The 25667-nt window shown below is 56.9% G+C and carries 24 protein-coding genes; 4 read left to right on the top strand and 20 right to left on the bottom strand.

Features of this window, described 5'->3' with window-relative positions; translation table 11 throughout:
* Window positions 1-23: 23 nt before the first annotated feature.
* Both Electrica_RS05990 and hutC read right to left on the bottom strand, forming a co-directional pair.
* The gene (locus Electrica_RS05990; protein WP_141963892.1) at window positions 24-581 is read right to left on the bottom strand and encodes a HutD/Ves family protein; all 558 of its coding nucleotides are present in this window, start codon (window positions 579-581) and stop codon (window positions 24-26) included.
* A complete protein-coding gene (gene hutC, locus Electrica_RS05985; RefSeq protein ID WP_100683353.1) occupies window positions 578-1339 on the bottom strand; it encodes a histidine utilization repressor in 762 nt (253 codons plus the stop codon). Before hutC ends, Electrica_RS05990 begins: the two co-directional genes overlap by 4 nt.
* 107 nt (window positions 1340-1446) lie before the next feature.
* On the opposite strand from hutC, the gene Electrica_RS05980 reads away from it, so the two are divergent.
* On the top strand, window positions 1447-2814 hold the full coding sequence (locus Electrica_RS05980; RefSeq protein ID WP_131048748.1) for a formimidoylglutamate deiminase: 1368 nt from the start codon (window positions 1447-1449) through the stop codon (window positions 2812-2814).
* Between the two features lie 68 nt (window positions 2815-2882).
* Here Electrica_RS05980 and glnB read toward each other — a convergent pair whose 3' ends face one another.
* From glnB to purL, 5 genes are all read right to left on the bottom strand, one after another.
* Window positions 2883-3221 carry a nitrogen regulatory protein P-II gene (gene glnB, locus Electrica_RS05975; protein WP_041146740.1) on the bottom strand — a complete coding sequence of 113 codons (339 nt, stop codon included), beginning with the start codon at window positions 3219-3221 and terminating at the stop codon, window positions 2883-2885.
* Between the two features lie 213 nt (window positions 3222-3434).
* Window positions 3435-4772: a two-component system response regulator GlrR gene (gene glrR / locus Electrica_RS05970; RefSeq protein WP_141963889.1), complete on the bottom strand. Its 1338-nt coding sequence runs from the start codon at window positions 4770-4772 to the stop codon at window positions 3435-3437.
* Window positions 4759-5463 carry a two-component system QseEF-associated lipoprotein QseG gene (gene qseG / locus Electrica_RS05965; RefSeq protein WP_160703315.1) on the bottom strand — a complete coding sequence of 235 codons (705 nt, stop codon included), beginning with the start codon at window positions 5461-5463 and terminating at the stop codon, window positions 4759-4761. Before qseG ends, glrR begins: the two co-directional genes overlap by 14 nt.
* Before the next feature lie 17 nt (window positions 5464-5480).
* Complete coding sequence (locus Electrica_RS05960; RefSeq protein WP_131048846.1) at window positions 5481-6917, bottom strand: sensor histidine kinase; 1437 nt, start codon at window positions 6915-6917, stop codon at window positions 5481-5483.
* A gap of 733 nt (window positions 6918-7650) precedes the next feature.
* A complete protein-coding gene (purL, locus tag Electrica_RS05955; protein WP_141963885.1) occupies window positions 7651-11538 on the bottom strand; it encodes a phosphoribosylformylglycinamidine synthase in 3888 nt (1295 codons plus the stop codon).
* Between the two features lie 255 nt (window positions 11539-11793).
* Here purL and mltF point away from each other — a divergent pair, with 255 nt between their 5' ends.
* Window positions 11794-13326, top strand: coding sequence for a membrane-bound lytic murein transglycosylase MltF (gene mltF / locus Electrica_RS05950; RefSeq protein ID WP_228267416.1), 1533 nt, complete (start codon window positions 11794-11796; stop codon window positions 13324-13326).
* Here the strand turns inward: mltF and tadA are convergent.
* Complete coding sequence (gene tadA, locus Electrica_RS05945) at window positions 13323-13829, bottom strand: tRNA adenosine(34) deaminase TadA (protein ID WP_320416068.1); 507 nt, start codon at window positions 13827-13829, stop codon at window positions 13323-13325. The two genes, mltF and tadA, sit on opposite strands and share 4 nt — an antisense overlap.
* A 59-nt stretch (window positions 13830-13888) precedes the next feature.
* A complete protein-coding gene (gene yfhb, locus Electrica_RS05940; protein ID WP_242627887.1) occupies window positions 13889-14461 on the bottom strand; it encodes a phosphatidylglycerophosphatase C in 573 nt (190 codons plus the stop codon).
* Window positions 14462-14742: 281 nt separating this feature from the next.
* Here yfhb and Electrica_RS05935 point away from each other — a divergent pair, with 281 nt between their 5' ends.
* Both Electrica_RS05935 and Electrica_RS05930 read left to right on the top strand, forming a co-directional pair.
* Window positions 14743-15591, top strand: a complete 849-nt coding sequence (locus Electrica_RS05935) for a MurR/RpiR family transcriptional regulator (protein WP_141963883.1) — start codon at window positions 14743-14745, stop codon at window positions 15589-15591.
* A 56-nt stretch (window positions 15592-15647) separates the two neighbouring features.
* Window positions 15648-15908: a YfhL family 4Fe-4S dicluster ferredoxin gene (locus Electrica_RS05930; RefSeq protein ID WP_100683361.1), complete on the top strand. Its 261-nt coding sequence runs from the start codon at window positions 15648-15650 to the stop codon at window positions 15906-15908.
* 18 nt (window positions 15909-15926) lie between these two features.
* Here the strand turns inward: Electrica_RS05930 and acpS are convergent, their stop codons facing one another.
* The 11 genes from acpS to rpoE all read right to left on the bottom strand — a co-directional run bounded on the left by acpS (window position 15927) and on the right by rpoE (window position 25467).
* Window positions 15927-16307: a holo-ACP synthase gene (gene acpS / locus Electrica_RS05925; RefSeq protein WP_100683362.1), complete on the bottom strand. Its 381-nt coding sequence runs from the start codon at window positions 16305-16307 to the stop codon at window positions 15927-15929.
* On the bottom strand, window positions 16307-17038 hold the full coding sequence (pdxJ, locus tag Electrica_RS05920; protein WP_131048741.1) for a pyridoxine 5'-phosphate synthase: 732 nt from the start codon (window positions 17036-17038) through the stop codon (window positions 16307-16309). The genes acpS and pdxJ overlap by 1 nt, the downstream gene beginning before the upstream one ends.
* Window positions 17039-17046: 8 nt before the next feature.
* Complete coding sequence (gene recO / locus Electrica_RS05915) at window positions 17047-17790, bottom strand: DNA repair protein RecO (RefSeq protein ID WP_131048845.1); 744 nt, start codon at window positions 17788-17790, stop codon at window positions 17047-17049.
* Window positions 17791-17921: 131 nt separating this feature from the next.
* On the bottom strand, window positions 17922-18827 hold the full coding sequence (gene era, locus Electrica_RS05910; protein WP_141963881.1) for a GTPase Era: 906 nt from the start codon (window positions 18825-18827) through the stop codon (window positions 17922-17924).
* Window positions 18824-19504, bottom strand: a complete 681-nt coding sequence (gene rnc, locus Electrica_RS05905; RefSeq protein WP_002914065.1) for a ribonuclease III — start codon at window positions 19502-19504, stop codon at window positions 18824-18826. The genes era and rnc overlap by 4 nt, the downstream gene beginning before the upstream one ends.
* 295 nt (window positions 19505-19799) lie before the next feature.
* On the bottom strand, window positions 19800-20774 hold the full coding sequence (lepB, locus tag Electrica_RS05900) for a signal peptidase I (protein WP_100683365.1): 975 nt from the start codon (window positions 20772-20774) through the stop codon (window positions 19800-19802).
* 16 nt (window positions 20775-20790) lie between these two features.
* Window positions 20791-22590: a translation elongation factor 4 gene (gene lepA / locus Electrica_RS05895; protein WP_100683366.1), complete on the bottom strand. Its 1800-nt coding sequence runs from the start codon at window positions 22588-22590 to the stop codon at window positions 20791-20793.
* A 187-nt stretch (window positions 22591-22777) separates the two neighbouring features.
* Entirely contained in the window at window positions 22778-23257 is a 480-nt protein-coding gene (rseC, locus tag Electrica_RS05890; protein WP_131048738.1) for a SoxR-reducing system protein RseC, read from the bottom strand.
* Window positions 23254-24210 (bottom strand): sigma-E factor regulatory protein RseB, encoded by a 957-nt coding sequence (gene rseB, locus Electrica_RS05885; protein WP_131048737.1) that lies wholly within the window; start codon window positions 24208-24210, stop codon window positions 23254-23256. Before rseB ends, rseC begins: the two co-directional genes overlap by 4 nt.
* Entirely contained in the window at window positions 24210-24860 is a 651-nt protein-coding gene (gene rseA / locus Electrica_RS05880) for an anti-sigma-E factor RseA (protein ID WP_131048736.1), read from the bottom strand. Before rseA ends, rseB begins: the two co-directional genes overlap by 1 nt.
* A 31-nt stretch (window positions 24861-24891) precedes the next feature.
* Window positions 24892-25467: an RNA polymerase sigma factor RpoE gene (rpoE, locus tag Electrica_RS05875; RefSeq protein ID WP_004866461.1), complete on the bottom strand. Its 576-nt coding sequence runs from the start codon at window positions 25465-25467 to the stop codon at window positions 24892-24894.
* Window positions 25468-25667: the final 200 nt, after the last annotated feature.

Here is a 25667-nt window from a genome sequence, read left to right as displayed (position 1 = left end):
CGCGGAAGGAGTCTGCGGCGTGATTAAAGGGGAAGCAGAGCGATGCGGGCCAGAAGCGCGCCTGGAGTGTCCTCGATAACCAGCGTCACCGCCTCATCCACCAGCAGGCTGTCGTAATGTTCCAGTAAATAGTGCCGATCGCCGGCGTTCACCCGCAACGTGGGCCCGGCATTAAACAACACCCGCAGTCCGCCCTGATGCGACCACGTTCCCGCTCCGCACCAGCTTACCGTCGCCCGGAGGGCGGCTTCCCGGTAAATCACATTAAAATCCAGCAGCGGCCCGCCGACAATCTCACAGGATACGCCGCTCGCACCGTTAAATCGCAGCGCCTGGAAAGGCGCAATCAATGCGCTGCGCTGCCCATCGATCGTCAGATACATCCCCTCGCCTTCCAGCACGCTGATATTGCGCAGGTAGCCGGGAAACGCGGAGAACGGGCCAGGCTGGCGAATGGTCGCCAGGGAAATACGCCAGTCGTATTCCCCCTCTTGCGGATAGCGGGCCACTTCGCGCGTTACGCCCTGGCCGTTTTTCCAGGGCATTTCCGTATACTGCCGGGCGGGGAGCAGACGAATCATTTGCGCATGCTCCCTTCCAGGCGGTAACGCGGGCCGGGATAGACCAGGCGCACGCTGGTGACGATTCTCTTCTCCTGGCGGCCGGTCCACGTCCGACGATTGACCAGCAGACAAGGCGTATGTTCATCGATTTCCAGGTAGACGCATTCGGCCCGTCTGACGTTGACCGCTTCAATCACGTGCTCGCCTTCAACAATCGGCGCAATCGAGGAGAGGTAGGCGTTAGGCGTGATGCGGGTGAAATCCTGCTGCAGATAATCCGGCACCACCTGCATATTCACCAGCCGGTCTTCCAGCATCACCGGTACGCCATTTTCATAATGGCAAATCAGCGAATGGTACAGACCGCATCCCTGCTGCATGCCGAAACTGAACGCCTGCTGAGCATCGGCTTCGATTTCCGTCAGCCTGAAGACTCTGGCGTGGTGGCGATGACCACGGCTGGCTATCTCGTCGGCGATATTGTTAATGTCCAGCAGCGCCGACTGGCCGCGAATTTCGGCGACAAAAGTACCGACCCCCTGCATCCGCACCAGCAGTCCTTCCGCCGTCAGTTCCCGCAGCGCGCGGTTAATCGTCATCCGGCTATAGCCAAACAGATTGACCAGTTCGCTTTCAGAAGGGACACGGTAATTCACGGGCCACGCCCCGCTGTGGATCTTGGTTTTGATCATCGCCTTTACCCTTTCATAAAAGGGGGCAGGATGTTCAGGTAACTCATCCATGAAATCCGGATTTGACAGGTCACTGTGCGCCATTAACCATTCCTCATATGCTGACGTTGTCAGTTTACTCTATGACCTATTAGATGTATATATATGTACATGTATATACATTAACAATACGCTGAAAACAGGGTGATACTATGGCAGTCTGGTTGGCAGAAAAAGCGCTGTTGCCTGATGGCTGGGCAAATAATGTCGGCATAACCGTATCCGAAGAAGGCATCATTACCGCGCTGGAAAAGAACGCGGCGCCGAATCCGCAGGCAACGCGCATCAAAGGGGTCGTCGTGCCGGGTATGCCGAACCTGCACTCCCATGCCTTCCAGCGGGCGATGGCCGGGTTAACGGAGGTGGCGGGAAACCCGTCGGATAGCTTCTGGACCTGGCGTGATCTGATGTACAGGCTGGTAGATAAAATTACGCCAGAACAGCTGGAAACCATCGCCAGCTACCTGTACATCGAAATGCTCAAAGCCGGGTACACCTCGGTCGCCGAGTTCCACTATCTGCATCACAGCAGCAGCGGCGCGCCTTATGAAGAGCGGACAGAATTAGCGCTGCGTATCGCCAGCGCAGCCAGACATACCGGCATCGGCCTGACGCTGCTGCCCGTGCTGTACAGTTACGCCGGGTTTGGCGCGCAGTCGCCTTCCGCCGGTCAGCGCCGCTTTATCAACGACAGCGACAGCTATCTGACCATGTACGAGTCGCTCACCGCGCGCCTCGCCGGCGAGCCGATGCAGCGTACCGGCCTGTGTTTCCACTCCTTGCGGGCCGTTACGCCGGAGCAGATCGGCACTATTCTGGCCTGCCATCCTGGCCAGCAGCCGATTCATATTCATATCGCTGAACAGCAAAAAGAGGTGGATGACTGCCTGGCCTGGTCCGGCGAGCGCCCGGTAGAGTGGCTGTACAACCATCTGCCGGTGGATGCGCGCTGGTGTCTGGTCCACGCCACCCATCTGACGCCTCAGGAAACGATGAAGATCGCCACTTCCGGCGCGGTGGCCGGCCTATGCCTGACCACCGAAGCCAATCTCGGCGACGGCGTGTTCCCTGGCCCCCACTATCTGGAGCATAACGGTGTCTGGGGGATCGGTTCGGACAGCCACATCAGCGTCAGCGTCAGCGAGGATTTACGCTGGTTCGAATACGGGCAGCGCCTGGTCGCCCAGCGCCGCAACCGACTTACCGTTCCGGGCGAGCCTCACGTCGGTAACGTGCTGTATCAAGGGGCGCTCCGCGGCGGCGCCAGAGCGCTGGGCCAGAACATCGGCCAGCTAAGCGTAGGCTACCGGGCCGATCTTCTGGTACTGGATAGCGAGGATCCGTTCATCGCCAGCGCAGAAGACAGGATGCTGCTCAACCGCTGGCTCTTTGCCTGCTCGTCAAACCCTATTCGCGCGGTGATGACCGGCGGGCGCTGGGTGATCGAGGATGGCCATCACCGTAAAGAGGAGTCTATCGCTCAGGCGTTTATTCAGGTGATGAAACAGCTGGCGGCCTGACACGAAACAAGCCGCTTCACCGACGGCGAAGCGGCCTGGTCTCTGTACGGGCGGGACGAACGACGGGCTTAGATTGCCTCGTCGTCTTCTTCCCCGGTACGAATACGAATCACGCGGGCGACGTCAAAGACGAAGATTTTACCGTCACCGATTTTACCGGTCTGCGCCGTGCGGATAATGGTATCCACGCAGGTATCAACGATATCGTCAGTAACCACAATTTCGATTTTCACTTTCGGCAGAAAATCCACCATGTACTCCGCACCGCGGTACAGCTCGGTGTGGCCTTTCTGACGGCCAAAGCCCTTCACTTCCGTAACCGTCATCCCGGTGATGCCGACTTCGGCCAGCGCTTCGCGCACGTCATCCAGTTTGAAAGGTTTAATAATCGCATCAATCTTTTTCATGGTTTTCCTGTCTTAGAGCCTATCCCATTAAGGCTATTTTACTTGCCATTTTGAACCTGGGCAGTGTTCAAAATCCTCACGTACTACGTGTACGCTCGGGTTTTTCCGCGCTGTCCGTGTTCAAACTGCCTGCGACAATAACGCCTACTGGGATAGGCTCTTAGTCGCGTAACCGGTTGCTTACCGTATCATAACTTGCGCCATGCTGCTGAGCTACTCTTTAAAGTCGTTGGCGTCGAGCTCATGGCGCGCCAGCAGTTTGTAGAATTCAGTACGGTTGCGCCCCGCCATTCTTGCCGCGTGGGTGACGTTGCCTTTGGTAATTTGCAGCAGCTTGCGCAGATAGTTAAGCTCAAACTGATTGCGCGCTTCGACGAAGGTCGGTAGCGCGGTATTTTCCCCTTCCAGCGCCTGTTCCACCAGCGCATCACCGATGACCGGCGAAGTGGTCAACGCCACGCACTGCTCAATCACGTTCACCAGCTGGCGCACGTTGCCGGGCCATTTGGCGGCCATCAGCCGTTTCATCGCATCGTTTGAAAACGCCCGCACAAACGGCTTATGCCGATCGGCAGACTGGCGCAGCAGATGATTTGCCAGCAACGGGATATCCTCCGCGCGCTCGGCCAGCGGCGGGATCTTCAGGTTCACCACGTTCAGGCGATAAAACAGATCTTCACGAAACTCGCCGCGCGCCATTGCCTTCGGCAGATCGCGGTGGGTGGCCGAGATGATACGCACATCGATATCGATATCGCGGTTACTACCCAGCGGGCGCACTTTGCGCTCCTGCAATACCCGCAGCAGCTTCACCTGTAGCGCCACCGGCATATCGCCGATCTCATCGAGAAACAGCGTCCCGCCTTCCGCGGCCTGGAACAGCCCCTCCCGGTTGCTGACCGCGCCGGTAAACGCGCCGCGCGCATGGCCAAATAGCTCGGATTCCAGCAGCTGCTCCGGCAGCGCGCCGCAGTTAATGGCGACAAAAGGTTTGTCGTGGCGCGGGCTGGCATGATGAATCGCCTGCGCGACAATCTCTTTCCCGGTCCCGCTCTGGCCGTTAATCAGCACGCTGACGTCCGACTGCGCCACCATCCCGGCCTGTTCCAGCAGACGCAGCATCAGCGGACTGCGGGTGACGATAGCCTGACGCCAGCGCTCATCCGTCGCCGGCGCACTGTGTTCCAGCGCGTCATCAATGGCTTTATACAGGGCGTCTTTGTCCACCGGTTTGGTCAGAAAACCAAACACCCCTTGCTGAGTGGCCGCCACCGCGTCGGGAATCGAGCCATGAGCGGTAAGAATAATCACCGGCATCCCCGGATGCACTTTCTGGATTTCGCTGAACAACTGCAGGCCGTCCATCTCATCCATGCGTAAATCGCTGACCACCAGTTCGACTTTGTCCCGGGCCAGAATACGCAGCGCCTCCGGACCGCTTTCAGCGGTCACGACGCTGTAGCCCTCGCTGGTCAAACGCATTCCCAGCAGTTTTAGCAGACCCGGATCGTCATCCACCAGCAGCAAACGCGCTGGTTTACTGATCGTCATGTATGACCTCCGGAACTTTGTCACTGCCGTGGCTGCCGTCGGAATTAAAATTCCCCCCCGGCTTGCGGCTGGAAAGCTGGCGTTCAATATCGGTGAGGTTTTCCAGCTTGCGGGTGGTTAGCTCAAGCTGGCTGCGCAACTGCTGTTCCTGCAGGCGCAGGGTCTCCAGTTCGCTATCGCTGGACTGCTGCAGCTTCGCGTAACGGGCGCGTTCATCCACCAGCTGCAGTTGACTGTTCTGGCCATCACGCCAGAGCTGATACAGCGGACGCACCTGCATGGCTATCTGCGGGCTGAAGGTATCCAGGCGGGATACCAGTGCGCGGCGTTCATCCGGCGTAATCTTCGCATCCGCCAGCAAAATGCCGCGCTTAAAGGCATCCTGCCAGCTGTCATCATCGTGTCGTTTGGCCTCCGCTCGCGCCTGAACCGGCGCCAGACGGTCGGCACAATCGATCCCGCGTAGCCAGTACAGCGGATTTTTATCGCTGGCTTCGCTCTTCAGCGACCAGATATCGGCGCAGTCGACGGAGAGAAAATCCGCCACCTGGTGCTGCGGCAGCGCGGATTGTGCGGTGTCATTTTCCGTGTGCGGCGAAAACGCGGCGGAACACCCCGCCAGCGCCAGACACGAAATGCCGGGCAACAGCCATCCTTTGAAAGCACGGACCATTACGAAAAAGTGGGACATATTCACCCATTGTAGATTCATGTGTTGGTTTTTCCCGGCTCAGCGGCGGGTAGCGTTATGCGAAAACAGATAAGCCCGGGTTGACTCTCTTCCAGGCTAAGCTCACCCTGCATTTGTCGGACGCAGTCCCGGGCAATACTCAGCCCCAGACCGCTGCCTTTTACCGCCCCTTTACGCTGATGGCTTCCCTGATAAAAAGGCTCGAAAATCATATTTTTTTCCGCCTGCGGGATCGGTTCGCCGCTGTTGATCACGTCGATGCGAACCTGCTCGCCGTGCCGGTAGCTATGAATACGAATGTTACCGGATTCAGCCCCATAGTGCACCGCATTGGAATAGAGATTATCTATCACGCTGATTAATAGCGCCGGTTCTGCCAGGCAGGTACGCTCCGCCAGCTGAATCGCGGTATGCATCATTTTTGCGCGCGCGGGCAAGCTGTGAGCGGCCACAACATTATCAACCAGTTCAGCAATATCAACGATTTCACGCGGGACCGGGCCATCGGCCTGTTTACGATTGTAGTCCAGCAGCTGCTCAATCAGTTTTTGTAGATTGCGGCTACTGCTATCGAGAATTTCGACGATCTCCTGCTGTTCCGTGGTCAACGGTCCGGCCACGCGGTCGGCCAGCAGCTCGGTACCTTCCCGCATGCTGGCGAGCGGCGTTTTCAGCTCGTGTGAAAGGTGGCGTAAAAACTGATGGCGCTGCGATTCAAGCCAGGCCAGACGCTCGCTCAGCCAGATGATGCGCTCACCGACGGAACGCAGTTCGCGCGGGCCGGTAAACAGCGCCGCGTTATCCAGCGACTTCCCCTCGCCCAGTCGGTTAATCATTTTCTCGATCCCTTTTACCGGGCCGATAATCATCCGGGTAAACAGCAGAACCAGCGCCAGGCTCAGCAGAAAAAGAACCAGCGCCTGCCAGCCAAAAAACTGCCCGCGTTCGGCAATTTCCTGCTGGAGCTGTTGTCCGCGTGAATAAACCACCGTTCGGGTAGCCTGAACCATCTCGCTGTTGGCGGCGGCAAAGGCTTCAAGGCTGGCTCCCGATTGCGCATCCGGGCTGCTGTTTTTGCACCTGAGCAGCGCAAGGTCGTTCAATTGCTGGCTCAGCGCCTGCCAGATTTTTTCGTCCGGCAACACCCCGGCATGAGCGTCAAGCATCTCGCTGTAGCGTTTACGCTGATTTTGATAGACCTTCGCCAGCGTCGGATCGTCCAGTACGCAGTACTGCCGGTAGCTACGTTCCATTTCCAGCGACGCGTTTACCATCGCCTCGCTGCGCCGGGCATCGACAAGCGTCGTGCGGTTAATATGCGCGGCCTGCGCGCTCAGCGCATTCAGGCTCTGCCACGCCTGCCAGGCCAGAACCAGCAGCGGCAGCAGAATCAACACAAACGAGAGCGTGACCAGCTGACGCAACGAACGGGGGAAAAGAGAGATTCGCTTCAAGGATAGGGTCTCAATCATTAGCTCATCACGATGCTAACTGAGGACGCCGGAGAGTAACAGGAGCAATCGACCTTTCTGTTGCGCGAAAGGCGAAAAATAGCCCAGACGACGGGTAAGAGCATCCCGTGGCGCTGCAATAACCGCGGCGATATGGCAAGCATGTCGGCCTGAGAATCGGTAAATTGTCACGCCGCGAATAAAACAAAGCCAGGCATCGGCCTGGCTTTGTTATGGAATAAGGCGGTGCCTAACTCGACGTTTCGCCCGATGGTTGATAAAGCAAAGCTGTTATCAGAAGCTGGACGGCAGGCACCTTGTTGTGCGTCATTCGAAGTTTATGTAGCGCGTCCCGAAGGGGCTGACATAAGAAGGTGAATGAGCCACTGCCTGTTATTATGCATTAACTATGCCACATCGCAAAATAAATTATTAACACAATGAAATATAATGGATTTATAGTATTTGACGCGCATTTCCGTCACGGTGTTTTTTTAACCACACTGTCGCCGTTTAGCAACACATAGCGCCATGTTTTCTCACCCCATTAAAAATCAATGAGTTAAATGTCTCCATTTGGAGACATCTCACACCGGCGTTTGTCGGTAATTCCCGACACCCTCAGGCGACCGCCGTCACAAATGAAAAAGCCCCCGCTCAACGTCGGGGGCCTGATACATTACGGTTCAGCCTGACAGGCTACGCGAACGCGGCAGATCCTGTACAACTCGCCGGATTAACCCAGCTGTTTACGCGCGTTGCGGAAGATGCGCATCCACGGGCTATCCTCGCCCCAGTTTTCCGGGTGCCAGGAGTTCGCCACCGTGCGGAATACACGTTCCGGATGCGGCATCATGATCGTCGCGCGGCCGCTTTCGCTGGTCACGGCGGTGATACCGTTCGGTGAACCGTTCGGGTTAGCCGGATAGCTCTCCGTCACCTTACCGAAGTTATCGACAAAGCGCAGTGCCACCAGACCTTTGCTCTCCAGCTGAGCCAGATGCGCGCTGTCACGCACTTCCACCTGCCCTTCACCGTGAGAAACGGCAATCGGCATCATTGAACCGGCCATGCCCTGCAGCAGCAGAGACGGGCTTTGCGTCACTTCGACCAGGCTGAAGCGCGCTTCAAAACGGTCGGAATAGTTACGCACAAAGCGCGGCCACAGGTCGCTTCCCGGGATCAGCTCACGCAGATTGGACATCATCTGACAACCGTTACACACGCCCAGCGCCAGCGTCTGCGGACGGTGGAAGAAGGTGGCAAACTCATCGCGCACGCGCTCGTTAAACAGAATCGATTTCGCCCAGCCTTCGCCCGCTCCCAGCACGTCGCCATAGGAGAAGCCGCCACAGGCTACCAGCGCCTGGAAATCAGCTAGTCCGGTACGTCCCGCCAGCAGGTCGCTCATGTGCACGTCGATCGCATCGAAGCCCGCGCGGTGGAAGGCTGCCGCCATCTCAACGTGGGAGTTAACGCCCTGCTCACGCAGTACCGCGACCTTCGGACGCGCGCCAGTGGCGATGTACGGTGCGGCAATGTCTTCATTGATATCGAAGGAGAGCTTCACGTTCAGGCCCGGATCGTCTTCACGGCGTTTCGCTTCGTGCTCGCTATCGGCGCACTCCGGGTTGTCGCGCAGACGCTGCATCTGCCAGGTGGTTTCTGCCCACCAGATACGCAGCGTGGTACGGCTTTCGCTGAACACCGGATGACCTTCGGCGGTGATGACAAAGCGGTCACCTGCCGTCGCCTGGCCCAGATAGTGGACACAGTCCGCCAGGCCGTGAGAGGCCAGCAGCGCTTCAACCGCTTCGCGATCCGCGGCACGTACCTGGATAACCGCGCCCAGCTCTTCGTTAAACAGCGCCGCCAGACGATCGTCGCCCAGCGCGGCGATATCTGCCGTCAGGCCGCAGTGGCCGGTAAAGGCCATCTCAGCCAGGGTTACCAGCAGGCCGCCATCAGAGCGGTCGTGGTAAGCCAGCAGCTTACGATCGGCCACCAGCGCCTGCATCGCATCCCAGAAGCCTTTCAGCTGCGCGACATCGCGTACGTCGGCCGGAACATCGCCCAGCTGACGGTAAACCTGCGCCAGCGCGGTGGCGCCGAGCGCGTTACGACCCTTGCCTAAATCAATCAGCAGCAGGGCGTTATCTTCCGTGGAAAGCTGCGGCGTCACGGTATGGCGCACATCTTCCACGCGGGCAAAGGCGGAAATCACCAGCGACAGCGGCGAAGTCATCTCGCGCGGTTCGCTGCCTTCCTGCCAGCGGGTTTTCATCGACATCGAGTCTTTACCCACCGGAATGGTCAGGCCCAGAGCCGGACACAGCTCTTCGCCAACCGCTTTTACCGCTTCATACAGACCGGCATCTTCACCCGGGTGACCCGCTGCGGCCATCCAGTTTGCAGAAAGCTTCACGCGATTCAACGCGCCAATTTGCGTTGCCGCGACGTTGGTCAGCGCTTCACCGACGGCCAGACGAGCAGAGGCGGCAAAGTCCAACAGCGCGACCGGCGCACGTTCACCAATTGCCATCGCTTCACCGTAGTAGCTATCGAGGCTGGCGGTAGTTACCGCACAGTTCGCTACCGGAATCTGCCAGGGACCGACCATCTGATCGCGCGCCACCATCCCGGTGACGGTGCGGTCGCCGATGGTGACAAGGAAGGTTTTCTCGGCAACCGCCGGCAAATGCAGCACGCGATTCACCGCGTCGGCGAGAGTGATATCCTGGCGATCCAGCGCATCACCTTTCACTTTCAGGGTCTGCACATCGCGGGTCATTTTCGGCGTTTTACCCAGCAGCACATCCAGCGGCAGGTCGATCGGCTGGTCGTTGAAGTGAGCATCGCCCATGTTGAGATGCAGTTCTTCGGTGGCTTCCCCGATCACCGCGTACGGCGCACGCTCGCGGCGGCACAGCTCATCAAACAGCGGCAGCTGTTCCGGCGCGACCGCCAGCACATAGCGCTCCTGGGATTCGTTACACCAGATCTCCAGCGGGCTCATCCCCGGCTCATCGCTCAGGATATCGCGCAGCTGGAATTTACCGCCGCGCCCGCCGTCGCTGACCAGTTCCGGCATGGCATTAGACAGACCGCCCGCGCCAACGTCGTGGATAAACAGAATCGGGTTCGCATCGCCCAACTGCCAGCAGCGGTCGATCACTTCCTGGCAACGGCGTTCCATTTCCGGGTTATCGCGCTGTACGGAGGCAAAATCAAGATCCGCGTCGGACTGGCCGGATGCCATTGAAGAGGCTGCCCCGCCGCCCAGGCCGATATTCATCGCCGGGCCGCCAAGGACAATCAGTTTCGCCCCGACGCTAATTTCGCCTTTCTGCACATGCTCGCCGCGGATGTTACCAATACCGCCCGCCAGCATGATCGGTTTGTGGTAACCGCGCAGCTCTTCGCCGTTGTGGCTGGTCACCTTTTCTTCATAGGTACGGAAGTAGCCGTTCAGCGCCGGGCGACCAAATTCGTTGTTAAACGCCGCGCCGCCCAGCGGGCCGTCGGTCATGATATCCAGAGCGGTTACAATACGCTCCGGCTTGCCGAAATCTTCTTCCCACGGCTGTTCAAAGCCAGGGATCCGCAGGTTAGAGACCGAGAAACCGACCAGGCCGGCTTTCGGTTTCGCTCCGCGACCGGTTGCCCCTTCATCGCGGATTTCGCCGCCGGAGCCGGTCGCCGCGCCCGGCCATGGAGAGATGGCCGTCGGGTGGTTGTGCGTTTCCACTTTCATCAGGATATGGGCGTCTTCCTGATGGTAGTTATAGCGGCCTTTTTCGCGATCGGCGAAGAAGCGCCCGACCTGAGAACCTTCCATGACCGCGGCGTTGTCTTTATAGGCGGACAGGACGTAATCCGGCGTCTTTTCGAAGGTGTTTTTGATCATCTTGAACAGCGACTTCGGCTGCTGTTCGCCATCAATGATCCAGTCGGCGTTAAAAATCTTGTGGCGGCAGTGTTCGGAGTTCGCCTGCGCAAACATATACAGTTCGATGTCGTTCGGGTTGCGGCCAAGCTTGTTGAACGCCTCCTGCAGGTAGTCGATTTCGTCTTCCGCCAGCGCCAGCCCCAGACGGAGGTTGGCGTCAATCAGCGCCTGACGTCCCTGCCCCAGCAGATCGACGCTGGTCACCGGCGTCGGTTGATGCTGAGCGAACAGCTTTTCTCCCTCTTCCAGCGTGTCAAAGACGCTTTCCATCATCCGGTCGTGAAGTTCACTCGCGACCGCAGCCCATTGCGCTTCGCTCAGCGTACTGGCTTCCACATAGTACGCTACACCGCGCTCAAGGCGCACAACCTGCGACAGACCGCAGTTATGGGCAATATCGGTAGCTTTAGAAGACCAGGGGGAGATGGTGCCAGGGCGGGGGGTGACGAGCAGTAATTTACCGGTTGGGGTATGGCTGTTTAAACTTGGGCCATACTTGAGCAGTCGTGCCAGACTCTCACGCTCATCACCGCTTAACGGCGCGTTCAGTTCGGCAAAATGAACATACTCTGCATATATTGTGCTAACCGGCAGGTTGGCCGCCTGGAAACGTGCCAGCAGTTTATTAACACGAAATGCCGACAGTGCAGGTGAACCACGCAAAATTTCCATCATAAGTCTCTCGTCTTCGCAGCTTTCAATATGAGCCAGGGGGGAAACGGGCGCCATTATAGTGAATCCTGAGCCTCGACGAAACCGTTTGCGTGGAAATAAAATCATTCCCCTGGTTTATCAATTAATGTGACCTCCCTCGCGAATAAGTTGCCAACTGACGCATTCTTAAGCAAAATGCCGCTCATTCGAGGACTCTCTTTTTATTTTTCCGCTAATAGCCTGCTGAGGAACACAGAGCTGCAGAAGATTAACTCTCTGAAAAAATTAAAGATTAATTATCTGCTCATCGGCATTGTGACCTTATTGCTGGCGGCCGCCCTGTGGCCGTCGATCCCGTGGTCAGGAAAGCCGGAGAACCGTGTTGCCGGAATTATGGCGCGCGGGGAGCTGCGCATCAGCACCATCAATTCGCCGCTCACCTTCGCGACCATCAATAACAAAACCTACGGGCTGGATTACGAGCTGGCAGAACAGTTTGCCAATTACCTCGGCGTCAGGCTGAAGGTGACCGTTCGCCAGAACATCAGTCAGCTGTTCGATGACCTTGATAACGGTAATGCCGATATGTTAGCTGCCGGGCTGGTTTACAACTCGGAGCGGGTCAAAAACTATCAGTCCGGGCCGGGCTACTATTCGGTATCGCAGCAGCTGGTCTACCGGGTTGGCACGCCGCGCCCGCGCAGCCTCGCCAACCTCACGGCAGAACAGCTGGTGATTGCTCCAGGGCACGTCGCCATTAACGACCTGCAGACGCTGAAAGGGAATAAATACCCCGATCTCGGCTGGCGCGTGGATGAAAAGCGCGGGGCGACAGCGCTGATGCAGGCGGTTATCGATGGCGAAGTGGATTACACCATTGCAGATTCGGTGGCGATTAGCCTGTTCCAGCGCGTACATCCGGAACTGGCGGTCGCCCTGGATATCAGCGATGAACAGCCGGTGACCTGGTTTAGCGCCAGGAGCGAAGACAACTCGCTCCCGGCGGCGATGCTGGATTTCTTCAATAATATGAATGAAGACGGCACCCTGGCGCGGCTGGAAGAAAAATACCTCGGACACGGTAACGGTTTCGATTATGTCGACACCCGGACCTTCCTGCGCGCCGTCGAAAATATTCTGCCGGACCTGCAGCCGATGTTTGAGAAATACGCGCGTCAGATCGACTGGCGCCTGCTGGCGGCCATTTCATGGCAGGAGTCGCACTGGGATCCGCAGGCCACCTCCCCTACCGGGGTTCGTGGCATGATGATGCTGACCCGCAATACCGCGCAGAGCCTGGGATTAAGCGATCGTACCGATGTGGAGCAGAGCCTCAGCGGCGGTATGCGCTACCTGCAGGATATGATGAATAAAATCCCGGACACGGTCCCCAAAGATGAGCGAATCTGGTTTGCGCTGGCGGCTTACAATATGGGGTACGCCCATATTCTGGACGCCATCTCGCTGACAAAAAGGCAGAAAGGCAATCCCGACAGTTGGGCGGACGTCAAGCAGCGCCTGCCGCTGCTCAGTCAGAAACCTTATTACAGCCGGCTGAAATATGGCTATGCGCGCGGTCACGAGGCATACGCCTACGTCGAGAACATTCGCAAATACCACATCAGCCTGGTGGGCTACCTGTCGGAGAAAGAGAAAAAGGATGAGCAGCGGCTGGCGCTTGCCGGAGACTATCCGGCGGTCATGCCGGATGAACTGGATAAGGAACAGCAGGCGCTCCCCTTTTTCCAGTTTCGCGCAGCATCGTTAGTCGACAACGCCAGACTGAAGATTCCCGGACTGGGGCACTAAGCGTCCCCGGCCCGACGCGCCTTTTTCAAGGCTTTTTTCTCTTCCCGCCGCCAGCGGAAAAAGTCGCTGAGCATGCCTGAGCACGACTCCGCCAGAATACCTTCACTGATCTCCACCCGATGATTCATTCCCGGATGGTGCAGGACATCAATGAGCGAGCCGGCCGCGCCGGTTTTTGCATCCCGGGCACCAAATACCAGCCGCGAAATCCGGCTATGCACCATCGCCCCCGCGCACATCACACAGGGTTCAAGCGTGACATACAGCGTCGCGTCAATCAGGCGATAGTTTTGCAGTACCAGCCCCCCCTGACGCAGCGCCATAATTTCGGCATGCGCCGTAGGATCGTGACGCCCGATAGGCCGGTTCCAACCTTCGCCGATAACCTGATGGTTGTGCACCAGCACGGCGCCAACCGGCACTTCGCCCTCTTCCCAGGCGCGCTTAGCCAGCGTCAGGGCGTGACGCATCCAGTATTCATCGGTCAGTTCATGGTCAGACAAAACGGGCACTCCTGCGGAAAAAGCGGGCCGCATTATACATGGCCGACAGATATTACACACTATTCTAACTGGTGGAGATCGCCCTGCGGGGTGACCCGCCAGCGGTGCTGGCAAAAATGAAGCAACGGATTATCCTGCTCGCTATCGCTATAGCCGCTGTACAGTTGCAGCGGCGCACCGATCTTCTGCTCCAGTTGCGCCACTTTTTCATGGCCCAGACAGCGTAGCGACAGGCCCCAGCCGCCGCAGCGGCGCTCCATCCGACTGGCGATAATGTTCACCCTCGGCAACCAGACGGTATCGCCGTAGACCTGTTCCACCAGCGATTGCGGCGACCCGGTAATCAGCCAGACGTCAGCATCGCGCCGGGTCAGGTAGTCCGACAGTCGGGCCTGCACGACCGGGAAGGCGGTGACGCGCTGGCGAAACCAGCGGACAAAGCCGGCCTCAAGGCGCTTTAGCGCGCGCTCGCTGCGCCCGAACGTCGATGCCCACAGCAGCAGGCTCATCGGCCAGCGCGCCGCCCGGCCATTTACCGCCAGTCCCGCCAGGATAACCGGCAACAGCGGTACCACCAGCAGCAGATTCAGGGGCTGGTGACGCAAGGCGTAGCGTAAGAAGCTGCCGAACATATCCTGTTGATGCAACGTTCCATCGAGATCAAAAAAAACCACTCGCTGCGTGCTGCTCTTCAAACCTGACCTCTTTTTATCCAATGTTGTCTCTGATAGCGCTAGCTTAACAGTCTTGCGCCATGAACAGAGAAAACATCCGCCGATGTTAAGCCTGGGTTGAGGCAATTCCTCTGCCGTGAATAAATCTCAGCGGTAGAATTTTTAATTCGCCGCAATCCTCTTATAATCGAATACAAAATTCTTTCAGCAGAGGGCGAAGGTTGTCCTGAGGAAAACCGATGAACTGTTTAATCCGCATCCGCCAGCGCTATCCGTCGCTGGCAGCAAGCGATAAGAAGCTGGCAGACTTTATTCTGGCTCAGCCGGACCAGACCCGCCACCTTAGTTCGCAGCAGCTGGCAGGCGAGGCAGGCGTCAGCCAGTCCAGCGTCGTGAAATTCGCGCAGAAGATGGGGTTTAAAGGTTTCCCGGCGCTGAAACTGGCGCTCAGCGAAGCGCTGGCCAGCGCGCCCGATCCTCAGTCGGTGCCGGTCCATAACCAGATCCTCGGCGACGATCCGCTGCGCCTGGTGGGCGAGAAACTGATTAAGGATAACGTGGCCGCCATGCACGCCTCGCTGGATGTGAACAGCGAAGAGAAGCTGCTGGAAGCCGTGGCGCTGCTGCGTCACGCGCGCCGGGTGATTATTACCGGCATTGGCGCATCCGGTCTGGTGGCGCGTAATTTCAGCTGGAAGCTGATGAAGATCGGCATTAACGCCGTTTCCGAACAGGATATGCATGCCCTGCTCGCCACCGTGCAGGCCATGTCGTCAGACGATCTGCTGTTAGCCATCTCCTACTCTGGCGAACGTCGCGAAATCAATATGGCCGCCGGAGAAGCGCTGCGCGTGGGCTGTCGGATCCTGGCGATCACGGGCTTCACCCCCAACGCCCTGCAACAGCAGGCCACGCAGTGCCTGTATACTATCGCCGAAGAGCAGGCGACCCGCAGCGCGGCTATCTCCTCCACCAGCGCGCAGATGATGCTCACCGATCTGCTGTTTATGGCGCTGGTTCAACAGGATCTTGAACATGCGCCGGAGCGTATCCGGCACAGTGAAGCGCTGGTGAAAAAACTGGTGTGAACAGAAAATGGGCGTATAATGCCCGCCCTGTTTGTGTTGTTTCTGAGAATTTCCCGATGGCGCTGTTAATCACCAAAAAATGCATCAACTGCGATATGTGCGAACCGGAATGCCCTAACGAGGCCATTTCGATGGGTCACAGCATTTATGAAATTAACAGCGACCGCTGCACGGAATGCGTGGGCCACTATGAAACGCCCACCTGTCAGAAAGTGTGCCCGATCCCGAATACGATTCTGAAAGACCCGGCACACCTCGAAAATGAAGAACAGCTGTGGGATAAGTTCGTGCTGATGCATCACGCGGACAAAATCTGATACCGCGGGCTGCGGGCGCTAACTCTCTACGATAACCGTGGCACAAGCGTAATGGCGCTCATCGGCCAGCGTCACGTGAATGCTTCTGACGCCCAGACGTTCCGCCAGACTCTTCGCCTCGCCCCATAAACGTAGCTTAGGTTTGCCCAGTTCGTCGTTGTAAACTTCGAACTGATTAAAAGCCAGACCGTTACGGATACCGGTTCCGAGGGCTTTCGCCGCCGCCTCTTTCACCGCAAAACGCTTTGCCAGAAAACGCACCGGCTGCTGGTGCTGCGCCCATATCGCCCACTCGTTGTCGCTGAGCACGCGCCGGGCGAGACGATCGCCGCTGCGGGCGATCACCGCTTCAATACGGGCAATTTCAACAATATCGGTGCCCAGCCCCAGAATAGCCATTACGCGCGAGCTTCCCGCATCAGGCGTTTCATTTCGGCAACCGCCTCTTTCAGGCCGCTCATCACCGCCCGACCGATGATCGCATGACCAATGTTCAGCTCATGCATCTGCGGAATGCGGGCAATCGCCTGCACGTTATGGTAGGTCAGGCCGTGACCGGCGTTAACCTTGAGGCCAAGGCTCGCGGCATAGGCGGCCGCCGTCGCGATACGCTCAAGCTCTTTTGCCTGCTGTGCGTCGGTTTCGGCGTCCGCATAGCAACCGGTATGGATTTCGATATACGGCGCGCCGACGTCCGCCGCAGCTTTAATTTGCGCGGCATCGGCATCGATGAACAGCGAGACCAGAATACCGGCATCGGCAAGACGCGTGCAGGCATCGCGCATTTTGTCGCGCTGACCGGCCACATCCAGGCCGCCTTCCGTCGTCACTTCCTGACGTTTTTCCGGAACCAGGCAGCAGAAATGCGGTTTGGTCTCACAGGCGATGGTCAGCATCTCTTCGGTGACCGCCATCTCCAGGTTCATTCGGGTATCCAGCGTCTGGCGCAGAATGCGGACATCGCGGTCGGTAATGTGACGGCGGTCTTCGCGCAGGTGCACGGTAATTCCGTCGGCGCCAGCCTGTTCGGCGATAAAGGCCGCCTGTACCGGATCCGGATAGGCCGTGCCGCGAGCGTTACGCAGTGTCGCAATATGGTCAATATTGACCCCTAACAGTAATTCAGCCATGACAATCCTCATTGATCGTTATTCGTTTTATCTGCTGCTCGCGCCGCGAGGGCGGGCATAAACTGGCGAAACAGCTCCCGGCTCTTCAGCGGTTTACCGCCAAGATAGGGTTTCAGGGCGATACGGGTAAAGCGCTTTGCGGCACGTAGCGCATCGCTATCCGGGAACTCACGGTTAGCCAGCGCCTTCAGATGGTGCCCGGTAAAGGTGTTGTTATCAATAACCACGCTGGCGATAAAGCCTTTTTCTTCACGGTAGCGATAGGTCATGGTGTCATCCACCGCTTCGCCGCTGCCGGCACAGTGGAGGAAATCGACGCCATAGCCCAGATGCCCCAGCAGCGCCAGTTCAAAACGGCGCAATGCCGGCTCCGGCGTACCGCTTGCGCCAGCCAGCGCCTGCAGACAGTGCAGGTAATCGAAAAAGAGTTCGGAGAAGCGCGTTTCATGTTCGAGCACGCGGGAAAGCAGCTCATTGACATACAGACCGCTGTAAAGCGTGATGCCGCTGAGCGGAAGCGCCAATGAAACGGCTTCGGCGCTGCGTAGCGTTTTCACTTCGCCACGGCCGCCAAAGCGCAGGAGTAAGGGGGTAAAAGGCTGGAGGGCGCCTTTGAGGTTGGAGCGTCTGGAACGTGCGCCTTTTGCTACCAGGCGCACGCGACCCGACTCTTCCGTGAAGACGTCCAGCATCAGGCTGGTTTCGCTCCAGGGACGACTATGCAGAACGAAAGCGCGCTGCCAGCCTTCCATCATACTCGTCGTCTTTCAGGTTGCAGGTGCGTTGGCCGCACTCTTTCACCCCAGTCACTTACTAATGTAAGCTCCCGGGGACTCACGGTCTTGCCGCCTGTCTGCGCCGCGAAAGCCATGGCGTATCAAACTCAGAGATCGTCAACGTAACCGAGGCTGCGCAATGCGCGCTCGTCGTCGGCCCAGCCGGATTTGACCTTCACCCACAGTTCGAGGTGAACCGGCGCTTCGAACATATCCTGCATGTCTTTACGCGCTTCAATACCGATGGTTTTGATTTTGGCGCCTTTGTTGCCAATGACCATCTTCTTCTGACCTTCACGCTCAACCAGAATCAGGCCGTTAATATCATAACCGCCGCGTTCGTTAGCCTGGAAACGCTCGATCTCAACCGTCACCGAATACGGCAGCTCGGCGCCAAGGAAGCGCATCAGCTTTTCACGAATGATTTCGGAGGCCATAAAGCGCTGAGAACGGTCGGTAATATAATCTTCCGGGAAGTGATGAATCGCTTCCGGCAGATGTTTGCGTACGATCCCGGCGATGGTATCGACGTTCATCCCGGTTTCCGCAGAAATCGGTACGATATCGAGGAAGTTCATCTGGCTTGCCAGGAACTGCAGGTGCGGCAGCAAATCCGCCTTCTCCTGCACGTTATCCACTTTATTGACCGCCAGAATCACCGGCGCTCTGGCATCGCGTAACTTGCCCAGCACCATTTCATCATCGGCCGTCCAGCGGGTGCCTTCGACAACGAAAATCACCAGTTCAACGTCGCCAATAGAGCTGCTCGCCGCTTTGTTCATCAGGCGGTTGATCGCGCGTTTCTCTTCCATGTGCAGGCCCGGGGTATCCACATAAATTGCCTGATACGGCCCTTCGGTATGGATACCAACAATGCGGTGACGCGTGGTCTGCGCTTTACGGGAAGTGATCGAAATCTTCTGCCCAAGCAGATTATTCAACAGCGTGGATTTCCCCACGTTCGGGCGGCCAACAATGGCGACAAACCCACAATAACTTTTATCGATGCTCATTCCAGCTCCAGCTTTTTCAGCGCCTGTTCGGCGGCAGCCTGCTCCGCCTTGCGACGGCTGGAACCTGTGCCTACCACCGGTTCACTCAGGCCACTGACCTGGCAGTGGATAGTAAATTCCTGATCGTGTGCTTCACCGCGCACCTGCACCACCAGATAGGAAGGCAGCGGCAGGTGACGACCTTGCAGGTACTCCTGCAAACGGGTCTTTGGATCTTTTTGCTTATCGCCAGGACTGATTTCGTCCAGACGAGTCTGGTACCAGCTGAGAATCAGGCGCTCAACGTTCTGGATATCGCTGTCGAGGAAGACCCCGCCAATCAATGCTTCTACGGTATCCGCCAGAATAGACTCGCGACGGAAGCCGCCGCTTTTCAACTCACCCGGACCAAGGCGCAGACACTCACCCAGTTCAAACTCGCGGGCGATCTCCGCCAGCGTGTTGCCTCGTACCAGCGTTGCGCGCATACGGCTCATATCACCTTCGTCCACCCGAGGGAAACGATGATAGAGCGCATTGGCGATCACAAAACTCAGAATTGAGTCACCTAAGAACTCCAGGCGCTCATTGTGTTTGCTGCTGGCACTGCGATGAGTTAATGCCTGTTGCAACAGCTCCTGATGATGAAAAGTGTAGCCCAGCTTCCGTTGAAGCCGATTAATTACGATGGGGTTCATGCGTTACCAATAAATGAATGCGTCAAAAATGCAGCACACGAAACCGACCTGGGCAGCTCTGTCCCTGTTAAGATTGCCTGTGCGCTTGCCTGCCGCCTTTCTGCAACCCAAATTATTCAGAGTAAAATCAACCAACGCGGTTTCGTGTGCAGTGTCACTCTTGCGAGAGACAACCAAAACTTCGGGGGGATATTCTATACGCAACGACAATAGATGTCGTTAGTCTGAAGGGATTTAAATATTAAATAATTCACGCTGCCAATATTGCAGCGGCAGCGTGAATAAGGCAGGAAAATTAATGAATGCTGCCGATACGCGATAAACGCACGCCGGTCGGCCATTCACCTTCCTGTTTTTCAAAGCTCATCCAGATGGCCGTGGCTTTACCCACCAGGTTGGCCTCTGGCACAAAGCCCCAGTAACGGCTGTCGGCGCTGTTATCGCGGTTATCACCCATCATGAAGTAGTGACCCGGCGGCACTATCCAGGTGGCCAACGGCAGGCCAGACTGGTGGTAGTACATTCCAACCTGATCCTGAGCAATCGGCACGGTCAGAATGCGGTGAGTCACCTCGCCCAGCGTCTCTTTGCGCTCGGTCAGACGAATGCCGTCCGCCTTGCTTTCGCCTTTCGGCAGCTGCCAGAAACCGCTGGTCGCTTCCCCGCCGTTCTGACGAGAGAACGTCTGGACGAAATCGCTGGGCTCAACGTTGGAGTAAGTCACCGGCAGTGCGTTACCACATGCCTGGCCGGAACTGCAGCCCGGCTGGATGGTGACCTGTTTTGCCACCGGATCGTAGGTGATCTTATCGCCCGGCAGGCCAACAGCACGCTTAATGTAGTCCAGACGCGGATCTTCCGGGTATTTAAACACCACGATATCGCCGCGTTTCGGATGACCGGTTTCGATCAGCGTTTTCTGGTAGATAGGATCTTTAATGCCGTAGGCAAACTTCTCCACCAGAATAAAATCGCCAATCAACAGCGTTGGCATCATCGAACCGGACGGAATTTGAAACGGCTCATAAATAAATGAGCGCACCACCAGAACGATCGCCAGCACCGGAAATACCGAGGCTGCCGTTTCCAGCCAGCCCGGTTTCGGGCCGACTTTCTTCAGCGTTTGCTTGTCGAGGCTATCACCGGTCGCTGCCTGAGCAGCGGCCTGACGTTCACGACGTTTTGGTGCAAAGATAAATTTATCCAGGCACCACAAAAGCCCCGTGATCACGGTTGCAATCACCAGGATCAGGGCAAACATGTTCGCCATGCCAACTCCTTAATGGTTATTTTCCGTCTTTACCGACGTGCAGAATAGCGAGGAACGCTTCCTGCGGCAGCTCAACGTTACCCACTTGCTTCATACGTTTCTTACCGTCTTTCTGCTTCTGCAGCAGCTTTTTCTTACGGCTGACGTCGCCGCCGTAGCATTTCGCCAGCACGTTTTTACGCAGTTGTTTAACGGTCGAACGGGCAATAATGTGGTTGCCGATAGCCGCCTGAATCGCGATATCGAACTGCTGGCGTGGGATCAGATCTTTCATCTTTTCCACCAGCTCACGACCACGGTACGGCGCATTATCGTTGTGGGTGATCAGCGCCAGCGCATCAACACGCTCGCCGTTGATCAGCACATCCACGCGAACCATGTTGGATGCCTGGAAACGTTTGAAGTTGTAATCCAGCGACGCGTAGCCACGGGAGGTGGACTTCAGGCGGTCAAAGAAATCGAGAACCACTTCCGCCATCGGAATTTCATAGGTCAGCGCAACTTGTTTACCGTGATAAACCATGTTGGTCTGCACGCCACGCTTTTCAATACACAGCGTGATGACGTTGCCCAGGAACTCCTGCGGCAGCAGCATGTGACATTCTGCGATCGGCTCACGCAGCTCCTGAATGTTATTCAGCGGCGGCAGCTTGGACGGGCTATCGACATAGATGACTTCTTTCGACGTGGTCTCCACTTCGTAGACTACCGTCGGCGCGGTGGTAATCAGATCCAGGTCGTATTCGCGTTCCAGACGCTCCTGGATGATTTCCATGTGCAGCAGGCCGAGGAAGCCGCAGCGGAAGCCGAAGCCCAGCGCCGTTGAACTTTCCGGCTCATAGAACAGAGAGGCATCGTTCAGGCTCAGCTTGCCCAGCGCATCGCGGAAGGCTTCATAGTCATCGGAACTCACCGGGAACAGACCGGCATACACCTGCGGTTTCACTTTCTTAAAGCCTGGCAGGGCCTTATCCGCCGGGTTACGCGACGTCGTCAGGGTATCGCCAACCGGAGCGCCGAGGATATCTTTAATGGCGCACACCAGCCAGCCTACCTCGCCGCATTTCAGCTCGGTACGATCAACCTGTTTTGGCGTGAAGATACCCAGGCGGTCGGCGTTATAGACCTGACCGGTGCTCATAACTTTGATTTTGTCGCCTTTACGCATCGTGCCGTTTTTGATACGCACCAGCGAAACAACGCCAAGATAGTTATCGAACCAGGAGTCGATAATCAGCGCCTGCAGCGGGGCATCGGCATCACCTTCCGGCGGCGGAATATCACGCACCAGACGTTCCAGAACATCGGGAACGCCGACGCCGGTTTTCGCCGAGCAGCGGACCGCATCGGCCGCATCGATACCGACGATGTCTTCGATTTCATCGGCTACGCGCTCCGGATCGGCAGCAGGCAGGTCGATTTTGTTGAGAACCGGCACCACTTCCAGATCCATTTCCATGGCGGTATAGCAGTTGGCCAGCGTCTGAGCTTCCACCCCTTGACCCGCATCGACCACCAGCAGCGCGCCTTCACATGCGGCGAGCGAACGTGACACCTCATAAGAGAAGTCGACGTGCCCCGGGGTATCGATAAAGTTCAGCTGGTAGGTTTCGCCGTTGGTCGCCTTGTAATCCAGGGTGACGCTTTGCGCCTTAATGGTGATACCACGCTCACGTTCAAGATCCATGGAGTCCAGTACCTGGGCTTCCATTTCACGATCGGAAAGGCCACCGCAAATCTGGATGATACGGTCAGACAACGTCGATTTACCGTGGTCGATATGAGCGATGATTGAAAAGTTACGTATATTCTTCATATGTTAGAGTTAATTATGCCTTACGCGTATCATGAGGCCACTGTTCTGTGCCTGACGTTTTTTAATCCGAAAACGCCGCATTCTACACTACATCCGCGAAACCAGGAAATGCTCTTACCAGCAGCAGAACCGTAGCAAATGATGTGTTCTGGCGGGGGTAATAAATCAAAAATAAAGGCCAGTGGAATCACTGGCCTGGTTCTGAAGAGGGTGTCTCTACGCGCACCAAATCTGGCGGCAGGCCAACGCTAATAATAACGGGCTGCCACGACTGGCGGGCGGCTAATCCGGGCGAAAGCCCGCGCGCCACCAGAAATCCACCGACGCCGCCGAGTAGCGCGCCACACAGCGAAGCGAAATCATTTGCAAACAGGGCCTGAAAAACAGACGCCATGACAAACAGCCCAACCAGCGGCGCCATGTAGACCAAAACCGCCGAGCCCAGCAGGCTGCTTTCAGCAATCCCCAGCTCGACTTTTTGCCCGGCGGACAGCGGCTGCTCGCTGGGAACGCTGATCGTGTGACTGGTTTGCGGCCCCAGCTTGTTGAGCACCCGACTGCCGCAGCCAGCGCGCGAGGCGCAGCTGCTGCACGAGGCTTTAACGTCACAGTGCACCTGCGCCATGCCGTTATGCCAGGAGACGACCGTGGCCCATTCTTTAATCATTGTACTGCCCTGAATTTGATGCTGTCGGAGATGCGTTTAGCCGTTTGCGGCGGCAGCTCGCCAACCACGGTTATCTCGGCGTTATCACGTACCGTCGTGCTCACAGTGCGACGCCCGGTACGCAGCAGCTGATCGCTACTGTTTGCCGAGGCGCGGTTCACGTTTATCGAGAAGCTAAACAGCCCATCTGAGTACAGGCGAGATTCAACCGGACCATCAAACGTCGGCAGACGACGCTGACTGCTGGAGACTTCTGAAACGCCCTGCGGCAGCCAGGCTGGCGCCCAGTTGAAATTGGCTTTATCGCCTGCTTCCGGCACCGACAGCAGGGGTGGCAGACTGGCTTTCGCCAGGGTCTCCATACTGCTGCTGACCTTATCGCCGACGTTAAAGGACACCACCCGGAACTGTTCCAGCGTTTCCCCGTCGCGGTCGAGCAAATCAACGCGCATCGGCAGCCTGGTTTCCGCATCCAGCCAGACAATGTAGCTATAGCGCGTACCGTCCCGCGCAACAACGCGAATCACTTCACATAGCCGGTCGGCAATACGAGTGCGTCCGACAGAGATAAAGTCGTAGTAGGCAGCCAGTCGCTTAAAATCGGTATAGGCCAGCGAAGGCAATGAATCGACGATATAGTCGCCATTCAGCGTGAACGGATCGAGCCCCGGTTCAAAATAGCTGATTTCATTACCGCGCAGTACAACCTCCCGGCGTGGGCCGTCGAGTTGTAAAAGCTGGGCAAGAGGTTGATTGTTCAGCCGCGCGTGACGATAACGCAGCGACTCAACGCCCTGTTTGTTGATGCTGATGAAAGACAGCTCATAATTGAGGGACTGGCTGGCCAGGTTCATTTGCTGCAACAACGCCCCGGACGATGTATCAGCCGAGGCGTTGACAGAGAAGAACAGGCTGCCTGCCATGAGCGACATGGCACACCAAAGTTGCTTCATTACTGCGATTGCGTTCCTAAAGTTTGATAGCCTGGCACCTGAACAGCGGCTTGCTGAGTCTGGGCCTGACCAAACTGAAGCTGTTCTGCGTGCAGGCGACGCTGCAATTCATAGTCCTGCAGCATAGCATTAATACGGCGACGCTGTTCTTGCACCTGAGCCTGCTGGCCGCTCCCTGCCGACGCATCAGCCGGAACGCCAAGACTGACCGGGCTGGCTTTCCCCATCATCGGCATGGTGTTGAAAACAGGCGCTTCGGGCTGCTGAGCGGATTCGCTTTGCCCATTATACTGCTGGACGCCGACGATAACAGCAAGCGAAACGCACGCTGCCACCCCCATCTGAGTCAGTGAACTGGCCCACGGGCGGACTTTCTGCCAGAAAGGCATCTGACGCCACTGGTGTGGTGCTGGCTGAGATTCAGGAATAAGCGGCACCGCCTGACGAACGGGCTCGTTCTCAATGGCGGCCATCACGCGGGCTGAGATATCAAAATGGAGCATCTCAGCGGTATCGCCTCGCAGCGAATCACGGATGAGATGGTAGCTCTCCCAGGTCTTTTGCATTTCAGAAGAACGGCTCAGCTCATTGAGCAGCTCGTTATCCAGCGTTTCACCATCCATTAAGGCCGAAAGTTTTTCTTTCTGCATGCCTGATACCCTTTTCAGTATTCCGCTATCGTCAACGCCTGATAAGCGGTTGAACTTTATTATCAATAGCTTCTCGTGCCCGAAAAATGCGTGAACGTACCGTTCCTACCGGGCAATCCATGATAGCGGCTATCTCTTCATAGCTCAGGCCATCCAGCTCCCGCAACGTAATTGCCATGCGTAAATCTTCCGGGAGTGATTCAATGGTACGAAAAACTATTTGTCTCAGTTCTTCTGACAACATTAAGTTCTCAGGGTTCGAAATTTCTTTTAGCGCCCCCCCACTTTCGAAGTTTTCCGCCTCATTGGCGTCAACATCGCTGGACGGTGGACGGCGTCCCTGAGCTACCAGATAATTCTTCGCCGTGTTGACAGCGATGCGATATAACCAGGTATAAAAAGCACTATCTCCCCGGAAGGACTCCAGCGCGCGCCATGCTTTTACGAACGATTCCTGAACAACGTCAGGGATATCGCCCGGCGGCACGTAGCGGGAGACCAGGCTCGCGACCTTATGCTGATAGCGCACCACCAGCAAGTTAAACGCTTTCTGATCTCCTTTCTGGACCCGTTCGACGAGGACCTGATCCGTTAACTGCTCGCTCATCCGAGGTAATGTCTCCCCAAACCCAATTCCCATGCGTCTTCAAAGCACTACCCAATCACTGCAATATGAGCAAGCAGACGATTGGAGTGTTTGAAAACAATAAAGTTCCGTTACGCCTTTGATTTTTGTCTGGCAACGGCGGACGATTTGTTATCTCTCATTATATGTCCCGCAACTCAACGCCAGGTAAGATGATGAAG

Source organism: Klebsiella electrica (genome assembly GCF_006711645.1).
In the GTDB taxonomy this organism is placed as follows: Bacteria; Pseudomonadota; Gammaproteobacteria; order Enterobacterales; family Enterobacteriaceae; genus Klebsiella; species Klebsiella electrica.
This window is presented reverse-complemented; position numbering and strand designations above follow the sequence as displayed.